The 14,933-nt window shown below is 58.3% G+C and carries 11 protein-coding genes; 5 read left to right on the top strand and 6 right to left on the bottom strand.

What is annotated here, in order from left to right; genetic code table 11:
* Window positions 1-127 precede the first annotated feature (127 nt).
* Entirely contained in the window at window positions 128-1,780 is a 1,653-nt protein-coding gene (locus LG409_RS00055) for a sulfatase-like hydrolase/transferase (protein ID WP_039179128.1), read from the top strand.
* Window positions 1,781-1,799: 19 nt separating this feature from the next.
* Here the strand turns inward: LG409_RS00055 and waaF are convergent, their stop codons facing one another.
* Together waaF and rfaD are read right to left on the bottom strand one after the other, a co-directional pair.
* Window positions 1,800-2,819 carry a lipopolysaccharide heptosyltransferase II gene (gene waaF / locus LG409_RS00050; protein WP_039179124.1) on the bottom strand — a complete coding sequence of 340 codons (1,020 nt, stop codon included), beginning with the start codon at window positions 2,817-2,819 and terminating at the stop codon, window positions 1,800-1,802.
* Entirely contained in the window at window positions 2,812-3,768 is a 957-nt protein-coding gene (rfaD, locus tag LG409_RS00045; RefSeq protein ID WP_016915616.1) for an ADP-glyceromanno-heptose 6-epimerase, read from the bottom strand. The genes waaF and rfaD overlap by 8 nt, the downstream gene beginning before the upstream one ends.
* A gap of 109 nt (window positions 3,769-3,877) precedes the next feature.
* Here rfaD and glyQ point away from each other — a divergent pair, with 109 nt between their 5' ends.
* The 4 genes from glyQ (at window position 3,878) to gmhB (ending at window position 8,481) form a co-directional block, all read left to right on the top strand.
* Window positions 3,878-4,837: a glycine--tRNA ligase subunit alpha gene (gene glyQ, locus LG409_RS00040; RefSeq protein ID WP_026001915.1), complete on the top strand. Its 960-nt coding sequence runs from the start codon at window positions 3,878-3,880 to the stop codon at window positions 4,835-4,837.
* The gene (glyS, locus tag LG409_RS00035) at window positions 4,837-6,903 is read left to right on the top strand and encodes a glycine--tRNA ligase subunit beta (RefSeq protein WP_039179121.1); all 2,067 of its coding nucleotides are present in this window, start codon (window positions 4,837-4,839) and stop codon (window positions 6,901-6,903) included. The genes glyQ and glyS overlap by 1 nt, the downstream gene beginning before the upstream one ends.
* Before the next feature lie 179 nt (window positions 6,904-7,082).
* A complete protein-coding gene (locus LG409_RS00030; protein ID WP_039179119.1) occupies window positions 7,083-7,880 on the top strand; it encodes a hypothetical protein in 798 nt (265 codons plus the stop codon).
* Between the two features lie 28 nt (window positions 7,881-7,908).
* Window positions 7,909-8,481 carry a D-glycero-beta-D-manno-heptose 1,7-bisphosphate 7-phosphatase gene (gmhB, locus tag LG409_RS00025; protein WP_096921736.1) on the top strand — a complete coding sequence of 191 codons (573 nt, stop codon included), beginning with the start codon at window positions 7,909-7,911 and terminating at the stop codon, window positions 8,479-8,481.
* A 157-nt stretch (window positions 8,482-8,638) separates the two neighbouring features.
* On the opposite strand, the gene gyrB is transcribed toward gmhB, so the two are convergent.
* From gyrB to dnaA, 4 genes are all read right to left on the bottom strand, one after another.
* A complete protein-coding gene (gyrB, locus tag LG409_RS00020; RefSeq protein ID WP_096921737.1) occupies window positions 8,639-11,059 on the bottom strand; it encodes a DNA topoisomerase (ATP-hydrolyzing) subunit B in 2,421 nt (806 codons plus the stop codon).
* Window positions 11,060-11,098: 39 nt separating this feature from the next.
* A complete protein-coding gene (gene recF, locus LG409_RS00015; RefSeq protein ID WP_096921738.1) occupies window positions 11,099-12,202 on the bottom strand; it encodes a DNA replication/repair protein RecF in 1,104 nt (367 codons plus the stop codon).
* A gap of 102 nt (window positions 12,203-12,304) precedes the next feature.
* Entirely contained in the window at window positions 12,305-13,408 is a 1,104-nt protein-coding gene (dnaN, locus tag LG409_RS00010; RefSeq protein WP_016915609.1) for a DNA polymerase III subunit beta, read from the bottom strand.
* A gap of 55 nt (window positions 13,409-13,463) precedes the next feature.
* A complete protein-coding gene (dnaA, locus tag LG409_RS00005) occupies window positions 13,464-14,933 on the bottom strand; it encodes a chromosomal replication initiator protein DnaA (RefSeq protein WP_227407387.1) in 1,470 nt (489 codons plus the stop codon).

Raw genomic sequence — 14,933 nt, 5'->3', positions numbered from 1 at the left:
ACAACGAGATGAGCGATCCATTCGCTCATGCTTCATGACCAGTTTCGTTGCATGCTACCACGACCATGAACGTCGAGATTTGGTAAGCTAACAGGCTCATTCAGCAAGCGACGAAAAGGGACATGGCATGCTCGCTTCCAAGTCACCCCCCCTGACTCCCTGGCTACCGCTGGTCGTGATTGGCGCGAGCCTGGGCTATGCCGTTACTGTCTTGACGCGCTTGCCCTGGTGGACGCTTTTCATCACCGCCACCGTGTGGATGCTGGTAGGCCTCAAGCTGCGCTGGGGTGCTCCCTTGAATGCCCGCTACCGCCCCGTCTGGCCATGGTCGCTGCTACCGCTGAGCCTGTTTGGCATTTACGTCTACCTGGTCGACAGCTTTGGCAGTGTGGACCTGGGCGCGGTATTTTTCCATCTGCAAGCGGGCATGGCCGACCATGGCGGTGGCGGCAAAATGGTCATGGCAGTGGTGTATACGCTGGTCGTGCTCGCCATGCTGATCTCCGTCATCTCTATCGCACGCCACGACCAGCGTTGGCGTCTGACCGAACGCTTTTTTGCCATTGCCTTGTTAGCCGGGAACCCGCTGCTGTATGGGCTGGGGCAACGCAGTGCCGCCATCGTGACCGATGACGGGGCCTGGCTGGATCGGCGCTACGTTCAGCCACCGCTGGAAGACCAGCCCAATGCACCTAACTTGCTGCTCCTCTACCTGGAAAGCCTCGAGCGTACCTATCGTCACGACATATTCGGCAACGCCTACGATGACCTGGATGTGCTGGGTGAGCGTGGCATCGTCTTCGAAGGTGTGCAGCAAATGGACAACACCGGCTGGACCATGGCCGGGATGATCGCCAGCCAGTGCGGCGTTCCCCTGATGCCTGCTGGCCTGTTGCATGACAGCCAGTTCGAACCCCTTTCCCAGGTCGTGCCTGGCGTAGACTGCCTGGGTGACATTCTGGCAGGTCAAGGTTATCGGCTCAGCTATCTGGGTGGCGCCAGCACGCAGTTTGCGGGGAAAGGTCTCTTTTACCGAGGGCATCAGTTCGACACGGTCAAGGGCAAGGAGGATTTCATCACGGACATGGAGGACCCCGAGTATCTCAATAGCTGGGGCCTCTATGACGATACCCTCTACGACTTCACCGTCGACGAAATACGCCGCTTGAACCGTGAAGACGATGGCCCCTGGGCAGTGGTCAACCTGAGCATCGCGGGCCATGCCCCCAGCGGCTTTCCCGCCCAGCGTTGCATTGACCGTCAAGGGGCCTTCGATGGCCAGGACATTCTTTACTCAGTGGAGTGTTCGGCCTGGCTGGCCCGCGATCTGATCGAACGGCTGGAAGCAGAAAACCTGCTGGAGAATACGCTGGTGGTGGTGCTCAGCGACCACCTGACCATGCGCGTGTCGGTATGGGACCAACTGACGGTGCTGGATCGCGACAATACCATGATCATGCTGGGCGACAGGGTGACTCCCCAGCGGATACGCCGCGAAGCCACCATGCTGGATGTGTTTCCCACCATACTGGACGCCATGGGATTACCGCTACACGAAGGCCGAGCAGGCCTTGGCACCTCCCTGCTGGGCCGCCGTACTACCTTGGCGGAAAACCACGGGCTGAATACGCTCAATGCCCGTCTGCGCGAAGAAACAGCGCTTCAGCATCGCCTATGGGAAGGCCTCGCCCCCCAGCGCAGAGAGCCTGAGGAGAGCTCCTCGGCGCAAGTCATGGAGACCCCGGCCGATCAAGCCGAGGAAGTCGAGATCCTGCACTGACAGCGCCTTCGTCAGCCCCTCACGGCAGGTCGGCGCAGATCGACTGATAGACGCGCTCGACGGGCAAATCGTTGAGACAGTTGGTATGCCCCAGCGGGCACACTCGCGCGAAGCATGGCGAGCAGGAGAGCCCCAGGTAGTGAATGGACGCCTGTTCGGTGAGAGGCGGCGTATAGGCAGGAGACGACGAACCATATAGCGCCTGAATACGCACTCCGACCGCTGCCGCCACGTGCATCAGGCCAGAGTCATTAGTGACCACCTGACGGCAGTCGGCCAACAGATCGACGGCGTCGGCCAGCTGGGTTTTCCCGCACAGGTTGTGTGCATGCGACAGCCCCTTCACGATCGCCTGCCCCGCCTCACGGTCTTTTGCTCCCCCCAGCACGCGCACCTCAAAGCCGTCTTTGACCAGTTTTGCCGCCAACTGATGAAAATAGGCCAATGGCCATTGCTTGGCCGGCCCATACTCAGCGCCTGGCATCATGCCGATTGCGGGGCGGGAAGAGAGCGCGTGGCTCAACCGCAGATTCACCAGGTTGTCACGGTCAATGGTGAGCCTGGGCTTGGGAATGGCAAACTGGCCAGTTTGCGCTTCAGAGGCAGGAAGCCCCAGCGAGACAAAGCGCTTGACGGTCTGATCCAGCACCTGTTTATCCAGCTTGCGGCGCTCTTTCAGCAGCCCGTAGCGATGCTCCCCCAGGAACCCTACCCGCTCAGGGATCCGTGCCATGAAAGGCACCAGCGCCGCCTTCCAGGAGCGCGGCAGCACAATGGCGCGGTCAAAGCGGCCCCGCAACCGAGCGGCCAGCTCCCGCCGACTCGCCAGGCCAAATTCACCATGGCCGACCTCCAGTGGCAACACCTCATCGACTTCGGGCATGCGCTCGAGAATCGGCTGCGACCAGGCCGGGGCCACCACGCCCAGCGTGGCCCCTGGGGTGCGCGCCTTCAAGGTCATGAACAGGCTTTGCGCCATGACCATATCGCCGACCCAGGAAGGGCCGACCACCAGCAGTCGCTTGGCAGAGTCAGCCATTCAGCCACTCCAGATAGGCCTTGACCCCCTGAGCCACCGTCTTGAACTCGACATCACATCCCGCTGCACGCAGGTGGCCGATGTCCGCACGGGTATAGCTCTGGTAGCGCCCCTTCAGCTCCTGGGGGAACGGGATATAGTCGATTTCGCCCTGACCATAGAAATCGATCACCGCTTCACCAATCGCCTTGAAAGGTTCGGCACGGCCCGTACCCAGGTTGAAGATGCCCGACGCGCTGGGGTTGTCCAGGAACCAGAGGTTCACGTCGACCACATCGCCAACGTAGACAAAATCGCGACTCTGCATGCCCGCCTCATAGCCGCCGTAGGCACCGAACAGTTTCAGCGTTTCGCCGTTACGGATCTGGAGATGGTTGTGGTACGCCACGCTAGCCATCTTGCCCTTGTGCTGCTCTCGAGGGCCGTAGACGTTGAAATAACGGAAACCTACTACCTGGGTAGTCAGCTCGTTCCAGCGCGAACGCACGTGCTGATCGAACAGCAGTTTGGAGTAGCCATAGACGTTGAGCGGTTTCTCGTGCTCAGGGGCTTCCTTGAACACGTCGCTGCCGCCGTAGGTGGCCGCTGACGAGGCGTACAGAAACGGAATGCCCAGCTTCTCACAGTAGTTGAGCAGCACCTTGGAGTACTCGAAGTTGTTCTCCATCATGTAGTGGCCGTCCCACTCCGTGGTATCCGAGCAGGCACCCTCATGGAAAATCGCATCGATGGTCGGCAGGTCCACCGTTTCACCGCGCAGCGCGGCTTTCACCCGGGCAATGAAATCATCCTTGTCCAGGTAGTCGGCGAGCGTGCAGTCCGCCAGGTTGACGAATTTGGTGCCATCGCGCAGGTCGTCGACCACCATCACATCGTCACGGCCACGAGCATTTAGCGCTTTGACAATATTGGCGCCGATAAACCCGGCGCCGCCTGTTACCACGATCATCTCGTTCTCCTTATCAAAAGCGGCTGTTTTGCTAACGTGCCTATAACCCATCTGCCTGTAATTGTATACTTGACGGCTTATGAATTCATGGCCAACGGTGCTTTCCGCGATGAGTGTCTCGACAAACCAATCGACACCCGATGTGTCGACCTTTCAAGGCTTGATCCTTGCTCTGCAACAGTACTGGGCAGAACAGGGCTGTGTGATTCTCCAGCCCCTCGATATGGAAGTCGGCGCGGGCACCTTCCACCCCGCCACCTTCCTGCGGGCGATTGGCCCCGAAACCTGGAACGCTGCCTATGTGCAGCCTTCCCGCCGCCCCACCGACGGCCGCTACGGCGAAAATCCCAATCGCCTGCAGCACTACTACCAGTTTCAGGTGGTAATGAAGCCCTCCCCCAGCAATCTGCAGGACCTGTACCTGGGATCACTGAAGCGCCTGGGCCTCGACCCGCTGGTTCACGACGTTCGCTTCGTGGAAGACAACTGGGAATCCCCCACGCTCGGGGCCTGGGGCCTGGGCTGGGAAGTATGGCTAAACGGCATGGAAGTCACCCAGTTCACCTACTTCCAGCAGGCGGGCGGCATCGAGTGCTACCCCGTCACCGGCGAGCTGACCTACGGCCTCGAGCGTATCGCCATGTACCTGCAAAACGTCGATAGCGTTTACGATCTGGTCTGGGCCATTGCGCCGGACGGCAGCAAGGTCAGCTACGGCGATGTTTACCTGCAAAACGAGCGGGAGCAGTCAGCCTACAACTTCGAGCACGCCGACGTCGACCAGCTCTTTGCTGCCTTCGACCATCAGGAAAAAGAGTGCAGCAAACTGCTGGCCGCCAGCCTGCCGCTACCCGCCTACGAGCAAGTGCTCAAGGCGTCGCACACTTTCAACCTGCTGGATGCGCGCCACGCCATCTCGGTCACCGAACGTCAACGCTTCATCCTGCGTGTGCGCACCATGGCCCGTGACGTGGCGACCGCCTACTTCGAATCACGCAAAGCAGCAGGGTTCCCCATGGCGCCCGAGGCCCTGCGCCGCGAACTGCTAGCCGACCAAGGAGACGCATGATGGCCGTTGATACGCTTTTACTGGAACTGGGTGCCGAGGAGCTGCCGCCTACCGCCCTGGACGCGCTCTCTGATGCGTTTGCTGCGGGTATTGAAAAAGGTCTGCAGGAAGCAGAGGTTCCGTTTCAGTCCGTCACTGCCTATGCAACACCGCGTCGTTTGGCCGTCCAGGTATCGGGATTGGCCGACAAGCAGCCGGATCGTGAAGTGGAGCGCCGTGGTCCCGCGCTGGCCGCCGCATTCAAGGATGGCGTGCCCACCAAGGCCGCCGAAGGCTTTGCGCGCTCCTGTGGCGTCAGCGTGGATGAGCTGATTCACCTGGAAACCGACAAAGGCACCTGGCTGGGCTTCCAGGAGCAGCAGCAAGGCGAGAGTGTCCAAGCACTACTGCCAGAGATGATTCGCAAGACGCTTCAGTCGCTGCCGGTGCCCAAGAACATGCGCTGGGGCGCGTCTCGTGTGGAGTTCTCCCGCCCGGTACACTGGTTGGTCGCCCTTTATGGCAAGGAAGTGATTGCCGCAGAAGCACTAGGCCTGCAGGCCAGCCGCACCACCTACGGTCATCGCTTCCACGCCCCGGATGCGATCCAGCTCGAACACGCCGACGATTATCTGGCAGTACTGGAAAACGCCTACGTGCTGGCCGACCGTCAGCAGCGCCGCGAGCGTATTCGTGAGCAGGTGCTGGCCGAGGCAGAAGTTCAGGAAGCCAATGCGGTCATCGATGAAGACCTGCTGGTCGAGGTCAGCGGTTTGGTCGAGTGGCCCGTGGCATTGACCGGCAGCTTCGATGAGCGCTTTTTGGACGTGCCCGCCGAGTGCCTGATCTCCTCCATGAAGGCCAACCAGAAATACTTCCACTTGCTGGATGACCACGGCAAGCTCAAGCCGCTGTTCATTACCATTTCCAACATCGAAAGCCAGGACCCTGACCAGGTCATTGCCGGCAATGAGAAGGTCATCCGACCTCGCCTCGCGGATGCTGCGTTCTTCTACGATACCGACCGCAAAAAAACGCTGGCATCGCGCATTCCTCAGCTGGAAAGCGTCGTGTTTCAGCAGCAGCTCGGCACGCTGGCAGACAAGGCACGCCGCAGCACGGCCATTGCTACCTTCATCGCCGAGCGCATCCAGGGTGATGTTGCCCACGCTCAGCGTGCCGTGGCACTGGCCAAATGCGACCTGGTCACTGAGATGGTACTCGAGTTCCCCGAGCTGCAAGGCATCATGGGCCGCTACTACGCCGAGCAGGATGGCGAGCCTGCCGAAGTAGCCCAGGCACTGGAAGAACAGTACCTTCCGCGCTTTGCCAGCGACGCCATCCCCGCCAGTCTGACTGGCCAAGCACTGGCCCTGGCAGACCGCCTTGATACGCTGGTGGGCATCTTCGGCATCGGCCAGCGCCCCACGGGCGCCAAGGACCCCTTTGCCCTGCGCCGCGCGTCCATTGGTGTGCTGAATATCCTGGTAAAAGGCGAGCTGAACCTCGACTTGCGTGAACTGCTGCAGGTCGCCGTTGACCAGCACCAGCAACTGCCCAAAGCCGAAGGACTGGTAGAGGAAGTGCTGACCTACATGCTCGACCGCTTCCGCGCTTGGGGGCAGGACGAAGGCATTACCGCCGAGATGTACCTGGCCGTGCGTGCTCGTCCCGTCAGCAAGCCGCTGGATTTTGCGCGTCGGTTACGTGCCGTCAAAGCCTTTGCCCAGCGTGAGGAAGCCACCGCTCTGGCGGCTGCCAACAAGCGTGTCTCCAATATCCTGAGCAAGCAGGCGCACGATGGCAGCACGCAAGTCGATACCTCTCTGCTTCAAGAGAGCGCCGAGCAGACACTGGCGGAGGCCGTCATCCACTGCCAGCAGCAGGTAGCTCCGCTATTTGCCGCCGGTGAGTACCAGCAGGCCCTGGACACCTTGGCAACGCTGCGTGAGCCGGTCGATACGTTCTTCGATCAGGTCATGGTCATGGCCGATGACGAGGCCGTGCGTCGCAATCGCCTTGCTCTGCTCGCCAGCCTGCAGGCGCTTTTCCTGGAAGTCGCGGATATTTCTCAGCTACCCCAGTAAGCGCCTCACGTCAGAAACGCTTGCAGCCCGGCCCAGGTGGCCGGGCTTTTTATTTCTTCGTGCTTGACGAAGCTTTTGTTTCACGTGAAACATCAAGGTAAAATTAATGAAACATTTCAATTGCCGCTGCGTCTGACATACCTGGCGGCTATGCACTCACGTCGCCAAGGGAGTTGGCCATGTACGATATGTTTCTTTTCGACACCTTGCCTCAGCAGCAGTCCAACATGGCGTCTTACCAGATGGCAGGACGCAAGGTCTGGCTGAAAAAAGCCGCCAAACGTAACTCACGGCTGGCTTACCTGCCACTGACCTTGATGGCGCGGTGGCTGAACATCGAAGCGCTCAAGCCGGTGCCCAATCTGGGCGGCCAAGAGAGCGTGGCGCTGGAAGCCAGTCGTATCAAAGCATTGTCTGCCGCTGGTATCGCCGTACCGACCATTCTGGCAGAAACCCCTGACGCCCTATTGCTGGCCGATGCAGGCAGCGCGGAGGAACCCGCAGCCACGCTGCTGGAGAAATTGACCCAGGCGCAAACACCAGATGAAATCGACCAACTGTTAAACCTTGGGATTTCAGCGCTCAATGATGTTCATGAACGCAGCTGCTATCTTAGCGAGGCCTTTGCACGCAACATCCTGGTCAACAAAGATGGAGTCGTTTTCATCGATTTCGAAACGGACCCAGGCCAGGTACATGAACTCACCGACTGCATGGTGCGCGATTGGCACTGTTTCATCTTTTCTCTCTATGGCAAGCTGAGCAAACGACCTCTTCATCGTGAACGCCTGACCGCAGCCCTGATGGACGGCCTGCAGGCCACCCGCGACGATGTACGCGAACGCTTTCTGGCGACCTTGCCGCGCCTGCAACGCCTCCAGAAAATTCCTTTCCAGCGCTTTGGCAGCGATGGCAAAAAGATTGCCCATACCCTGCACGCCTTGGCGCTACTGAATCAGCACCTACGCAGCAAATAGGACTTTCATGCCCTCGACGACTTCTCTGATGCCAGAACGGCTCGTGATACTTGACCGAGATGGCGTCATCAATCATGACTCGGATGACTACATCAAGTCCCTGGCGGAGTGGGTGCCCTACCCTGCTTCCATCACGGCCATCGCGCGGCTTTCACAGGCTGGTTTTACGGTAGCCGTGGCCACCAACCAATCAGGTATTGCACGGGGCTATTACGATGAAGCCACCCTGGCAGCCATGCATCATAGAATGAGCAGCCTGGTAGAAGCCGAAGGTGGCCATATTGCGCACATCGCATATTGCCCCCATGGCCCGCAAGATGACTGCCCCTGCCGAAAACCGTTGCCCGGCCTACTGACGCAAATACAGCAGGCACTTGGCCTGGATCACCTGGAGGGCAGCTGGATGGTAGGTGACAGCCTGCGAGATCTGCAGGCCGGAGAGGCGGCAGGTTGCCAAAGCGTGCTGGTAAAGACAGGCAAAGGTGCGAGAACGCTAGCCAAAGGTGTGGGCTTGGAGAACACTCTGGTCGTCAGTGACCTTGCCGAATTCGTTGAACAGTTGTTAGCCGGAACACTAGATTCGCGCGAGCGAAATCGCTAAACGGTTGTAAAGCGCCAAGCCTGATCACGCGGGACAGTTCTTCACATAAATTCCCATAAAAAAGCCGCAGTGGCGCATATGCCCACTGCGGCTTTTTGATTCAATGTTTCACGTGAAACATTTTTCATCAATGGCCAATAGCTGGTGAAGGTCAGCCTTATACGTCGAGGTTGGCCACCAGAGCGTTGGTTTCGATAAAGTCTCGGCGAGGCTCCACTTCGTCGCCCATCAGCGTGTTGAACATCATGTCAGCAGCAACGGCATCTTCAATGGTCACGCGCAGCATGCGGCGACTATCGGGGTCCATGGTGGTTTCCCAGAGCTGGTCAGGGTTCATCTCCCCTAGCCCTTTATAGCGTTGTACTGACAAGCCACGTTGGCCTTCCTGCATCAACCAAGCCAACACATCAGAGAAGTGGCTGACCGGCTTCTGACGCTCGCCACGGGCAATGTAGGCGCCCTCTTCCAACAGGCCGTTAAGCGTTTGCCCAAGCCCTGCAATCGCACGGTAGTCGGCACTCTCGAAGAAATCCAGACCCCACACATAATCGGTCGTCACGCCATGAGCAATCAGTGACACTGCGGGAAGGTGCAGACCACGCTCGGTGTCTTCCTGAAGATGGAACTGATAACGCGGGCCGCCCTCATACGCCACTTTGTCATCCATGGCTTTCTGAAGCTCGGCAATCCAGTTCTGCATGGTACCGCGATCTTTGAGGCTGGCTTCCCCTTGCAGTGCAATGGCATGTACTGCCTGCTTCAATACCTCAATGGGGTAAACACGTGCCAGGCGATCAATCCGCTTCATGACATTGCGGTACTGATTCACCAGGGCCTCGAGCTGCGAGCCTGCGATGCCCGGTGCATCGGCATTCACATGGAGCCCTGCACCATCCAGTGCCGTCGTGGTCAGGTAGTCCACCATGGCCTGCTCGTCTTTCAGGTAGAGCTCCTGCTTGCCACGCTTGATCTTGTACAACGGTGGCTGCGCGATGAAGATATGGCCCCGCTCGATCAGCTCGGGCATCTGGCGGAAGAAGAACGTCAGCAGCAGCGTACGGATATGCGAACCATCCACATCGGCATCCGTCATGATGATGACCGAGTGATAGCGCAGCTTGTCGGGGTTGAACTCTTCGCGGCCGATACCACATCCCAATGCCGTGATCAGCGTGCCTACCTCGGCGGAAGAGAGCATCTTGTCGAAGCGTGCCTTCTCGACGTTTAGAATCTTGCCCTTCAATGGCAGGATGGCCTGGGTACGACGGTCACGACCCTGCTTGGCACTGCCGCCGGCCGAGTCACCCTCCACCAGGTAAAGTTCTGACTGGCTGGGGTCTTTCTCCTGACAATCAGCCAGCTTGCCGGGCAAGCCAGCAATGTCCAGAGCCCCCTTACGACGCGTCATGTCACGCGCTTTACGGGCGGCTTCACGGGCTCGCGCCGCGTCGATCATCTTGTTGACGATCGACTTGGCTTCATTGGGCTTTTCGATCAGGTATTCTGCGAACAGACGCCCCATCTCCTGCTCTACCGCCGTTTTCACTTCGGAAGAAACCAGCTTATCCTTGGTCTGCGAGGAGAATTTAGGGTCCGGTACCTTCACCGAAATGATGGCCGTCAAACCTTCACGAGCGTCATCACCGGAGGTATTGACCTTCGATTTCTTGAGCAGATTTTCGGCTTCGATGTAATGGTTCAATGTCCGTGTGAGCGCTGCCCGAAACCCTGCCAAGTGAGTACCACCATCCCGCTGGGGAATGTTGTTGGTGTAGCAGAAGATGTTTTCTGTAAACGCATCACTCCACTGCATGGCTACTTCGACTTCCACCCCATCTTCCCGCTCCGCATTGAAGTGGAAAACCGGGTTGAGAACGGTCTTGTTCTTGTTGAGATGATCAACAAAGGCTTTCAAGCCGCCCTCGTAATGGAAAAGCTCCTCCTTGCCACTACGCTCATCCATCAGGCGAATTGCAACGCCGGAGTTCAGGAAGGAGAGTTCACGTAGCCGCTTGGCCAAAATATCGTAGTGAAACTCGATATTGGCGAACGTGGCAGGAGACGGACGAAAATGTACACGTGTACCGCTTTTTTCAGTTTTGCCCACGACACCAAGGGGAGCCTGCGGCACGCCGTGGTGATAGATCTGCTCGAATACTTCGCCTTGCCGCCAGATGGTGAGACGCAGCTCTTCTGAAAGCGCGTTAACCACCGAGACACCTACCCCGTGCAGCCCGCCAGACACCTTGTAGGAGTTGTCATCGAACTTGCCGCCTGCGTGCAGCACGGTCATGATGACCTCAGCTGCCGAAACGCCTTCGCCTTCATGCAGTTCAGTCGGAATACCGCGGCCGTTATCACTCACGGTGATCGATTCATCCGGGTGGATGACGACGCGAATTTCACTGCAGTGGCCTGCCAGAGCTTCATCGATGGAGTTATCCACCAGCTCGAAAACCATGTGGTGCAGCCCGGTGCCATCGTCGGTATCACCGATGTACATGCCCGGACGCTTGCGTACTGCGTCCAGTCCTTTGAGCACCTTGATGCTTGATGAATCGTAAGCCTGCTCGCTCATTGACCACTCCGTCGTGAAGTCTGTCTCGTTCCGTGTCGTTTAGCCATCCGTCTCCAATTGACTCCATCCAGCCGGGGAATGTTTCACGTGAAACATTTTTATGTCCGTACTGGCTTGCCAACTATTCCTTAGAGCCGTGGCTTCAACGCTGGTAATAAAAGCCTGACACTGCATTTCTTCCAGTAAATGGCAAAATTGATGGCGGTGCCTGTCATCCAGCTCCGCAGGTAAATCATCAATCAGATAGATACAGTGCCGCTGCGTGGTACTTTCCAGAAGCCGCCCCTGAGCCAGCTTCAGCGCACTGACGACCAATTTCTGCTGGCCTCTGGAAAGCACCTCGACGGCTGGCTGCTTGTTCAATCGAATACGTAAATCTGCTCTCTGAGGGCCCTGCTGGGTAAACCCCATCTGCTGATCCGTCTCTCGGCTATCCCTCAGCACTTCTGCCAGAGAGCGCTGCTTATCCCACCCTCGGGCATAGCGCAGCGTCAGGCCAGGTAGCGGCAGCAATTTATGCAGCGTTTCTTCGAACATGGGCAAGAACTGGCTAAACCACTCAAGGCGAAGCCGATCCATCTCTTCGCCCCACTGTGCAAGCTCTTGCTCCCAAACAACCAGCTCACTGGCCACCATTCTACCACGCCTGAGAAGGGCATTCCGATGTTTCACTGCTCGGCGCGTTCTTCGCCAGGCATCCAGGAAATGATGTTTCACGTGAAACACACCCCAGTCGAGAAACTCTCTACGCCCGGCAGGAGAGCCCTCCAGCAATCTGAAGGCATCGGGATTGATGAGCTGCAGGGGCATCGCCTCCACGAGCTCGGCCAAGCGCACCCCCTTCTCCCCCCTCAAACGCAGCTCCAGCTCGCGCTGAGTGCGTAACCGCCTGACCCCCAGGGTAACCTCAGGGTCACCCGCCAAACGGCCATACAGAGTCATATATGGGGCTTCCGTCTGTATGGCATGCTTGAGCTGACGGGTTCGAAAGGAGCGCCCCATACCCAGCACATGAATACCTTCCAGAACGCTGGTCTTGCCACTGCCATTATCGCCGTGCAGCACATTGATGCGCGGCGATGGCTGCAAGGTGGTGGGGGCCAGGTTACGCAGGCCGTGGAAAGTAAGCTCATTGATGCTCATGCGTCGATGTCACTCTTCAAGACCATTGATTGCCGTCCAGCACACGTGAAAACGGCGCTTCTGAAGCCAGAAGCGCCGTCATAGATAACGTCCTGCTGCCGTTTATAGACGCATGGGCATGACGACGTACAGCGCATCACCGCCACCTGGCTCTTCCAACAGCGCACTGCTGTTGGGGTCGGCCAACGTCATCTGAACGCGGTCTTCATCCAACACGGAAAGCACGTCTACCAGATAGCCAACGTTGAAGCCGACTTCCATGGCACTGCCATTGTATTCGACAGCGACGTTCTCCTCGGCCTCTTCCTGTTCCGGGTTATTGGCCATGACCTTGAGGTTGCCCTCTTCCAGATAGAGACGTACGCCACGGTACTTCTCGTTGGAGAGAATGGCGGTCCGCGACAGCACCTGACGCAACTCCGCGCGCTCGGCAATCAGCACCTTGTCGCCATTGCGCGGCACGACACGCTCGTAGTCCGGGAATTTGCCGTCAATCAGCTTGGACGTGAACGTAAAGTCGCCCGTGTGAGCACGCACATGGGTCGCACCCAGCGTCAGGCTTACGGGCTCGTCACTGTCGTCAAGCAAGCGAGACAGCTCCAGAATACCCTTGCGCGGCACGATCAGTTTCTGCGCCTGGCTGACGGCCACTTCTACCGGACGTGAGCACATGGCCAGCCGATGCCCATCGGTGGCCACCGTGCGCAGCAGATTGCTCTGAATCTCCAGCAGCATGCCATTCAGGTAGTAGCGCACGTCCTGCTGGGCCATGGCGAAGGATGTCGACTCGATCAAGTGCTTCAATGTACCGCGCGGTACGCTCAGTTCCTGGCTACCATCCGCATCTTCGATGTTGGGAAACTCGGCAACCGGAAGTGTAGAAAGTGTAAAGCGCGAACGACCACTACGTAATACAGCGCGCCCGTCCTCCACAGCCAGTTGAATATCCGACTGATCCGGCAATGACTTGCAGATATCCATCAGCTTGCGCGCAGGTACCGTTGCTGCGCCTGGCTGGTCCACCTGGCTGGCCACCGTGCGCCCCACCAATTCGACTTCCAGGTCGGTACCGGTCAGCGCTACCTGATCACCTTCGACCTGGATCAAGACGTTCGACAACACAGGTAGCGTTTGGCGCCGTTCTACGACCCCCGCCACCAGAGTCAGCGGGCGAAGCAGCGCCTCTCGGGAAATGGTAAATTTCATCGAAACTCCGGTTTTCTATCCTGAAAGGCCCACCGCAGCAGGCCGACATAATGGGTTAACTGGTCAGCAGGCGCAGGAGGTTCTTGTAGTCCTCGCGAATATCTGCGCTCTCTTCCTGCAACGCCTTCACTTTACGACAAGCGTGCAATACCGTCGTATGGTCTCGCCCACCAAAGGCATCACCAATTTCCGGCAGGCTGTGATTGGTCAACTCCTTGGCCAGCGCCATGGCCACCTGCCGAGGGCGCGCCACCGAACGAGAGCGTCGCTTGGAGAGCAGGTCCGCCACCTTGATCTTGTAATACTCAGCCACCGTGCGCTGAATATTATCCACCCCCACCTGCTTGTCTTGAAGGGCCAACAGGTCTTTCAAAGACTCACGGATGAAGTCCTGGGTGATCGGCTTGCCCATGAAGTGGGAGTCGGCAATGACCTTTTTGAGCGCACCTTCCAGCTCCCGCACGTTGGAACGTATTTTCTGAGCGATGAAGAAGGCTGCATCATGCGGTAACTCGACCTTGGCCTGGTCGGCTTTCTTCATCAGGATCGCGACCCGCGTCTCCAGCTCAGGCGGCTCGATGGCTACCGTCAAGCCCCAACCGAACCGCGACTTCAAACGTTCTTCGACGCCACTGATCTCTTTGGGGTAGCGATCCGAGGTCAGGATCATCTGCTGGCCACCTTCCAACAGGGCGTTGAAGGTATGGAAAAACTCCTCCTGGGAGCGCTCCTTGCCAGCAAAGAATTGAATATCATCGATCAACAAGGCGTCGACACTGCGATAAAAACGCTTGAAGTCATTGATGGCGTTGAGCTGAAGCGCCTTCACCATATCCGCCACGAAGCGCTCGGAGTGCAGATACACCACTCGGGCGTTTTCCCGCCTACCTGCCAGGGCATTGCCCACGGCATGCATCAAGTGGGTTTTACCCAGGCCTACCCCGCCGTAGAGGAACAGCGGGTTATAGGCCCCACCCGGATTTTCGGATACCTGCCGAGAGGCCGCACGCGCCAACTGGTTCGATTTACCTTCCACGAAGGTATCAAAGGTGAAGTTGGGATTCAGGCCGCTGCTGTGCTTCAGGCTACCTTCTACCTGTACCTGGCGCTCGTTGCCGCGTCGGCCGGCGCCCGACTCTTCGCGCAATTGCTCGATTTCACGCTCATCGCCCACTTCACCGCGGGGTGGAGTATGCACCGCAGGAGCAGGCGCCTGGGCAGGCGATGCAGAGATAGGGTTGCCCAACTCTCTAGGCTGCGGTGCAGCTGCGGAGGTGCGACGACTACCTACGGTAAGGCTGACCTTGGGAGGCTTGGAAGGGGCAAGCTCACGCATCAGCTCACTGATGCGCTTGGCATATTTATCGCTCACCCAATCGCGCACAAAGCGGTTCGGCGCCAACAAGCGAAGCTCGTTGGACTCTCCTTCTTCTGCCTGCAGTGGACGTATCCAGGTATTGAACTGTTGCGAATTCAGTTCGTCCTGCAGGTAGTCCAGGCACTGTTGCCAAAGCGCGAGTGACAC

The organism is Halomonas sp. NyZ770, assembly GCF_020616575.1.
GTDB lineage: Bacteria > Pseudomonadota > Gammaproteobacteria > Pseudomonadales > Halomonadaceae > Vreelandella > Vreelandella hamiltonii.
Note: the sequence above shows the minus strand (reverse complement) of the source record. Positions and strands in the feature narration are given on the sequence as shown.

Excerpts from the sequence above, each read along its gene's own strand:
- glyS (WP_039179121.1), top strand. The coding sequence starts at position 4,837 with ATGGCCGTTGATACGCTTTTACTGGAACTGGGTGCCGAGGAGCTGCCG.
- glyQ (WP_026001915.1), top strand. The coding sequence starts at position 3,878 with ATGAGTGTCTCGACAAACCAATCGACACCCGATGTGTCGACCTTTCAA.
- LG409_RS00055 (WP_039179128.1), top strand. The coding sequence starts at position 128 with ATGCTCGCTTCCAAGTCACCCCCCCTGACTCCCTGGCTACCGCTGGTC.
- recF (WP_096921738.1), bottom strand. The coding sequence starts at position 12,202 with ATGAGCATCAATGAGCTTACTTTCCACGGCCTGCGTAACCTGGCCCCC.
- gyrB (WP_096921737.1), bottom strand. The coding sequence starts at position 11,059 with ATGAGCGAGCAGGCTTACGATTCATCAAGCATCAAGGTGCTCAAAGGA.
- LG409_RS00030 (WP_039179119.1), top strand. The coding sequence starts at position 7,083 with ATGTACGATATGTTTCTTTTCGACACCTTGCCTCAGCAGCAGTCCAAC.
- gmhB (WP_096921736.1), top strand. The coding sequence starts at position 7,909 with ATGCCAGAACGGCTCGTGATACTTGACCGAGATGGCGTCATCAATCAT.
- waaF (WP_039179124.1), bottom strand. The coding sequence starts at position 2,819 with ATGGCTGACTCTGCCAAGCGACTGCTGGTGGTCGGCCCTTCCTGGGTC.
- rfaD (WP_016915616.1), bottom strand. The coding sequence starts at position 3,768 with ATGATCGTGGTAACAGGCGGCGCCGGGTTTATCGGCGCCAATATTGTC.
- dnaN (WP_016915609.1), bottom strand. The coding sequence starts at position 13,408 with ATGAAATTTACCATTTCCCGAGAGGCGCTGCTTCGCCCGCTGACTCTG.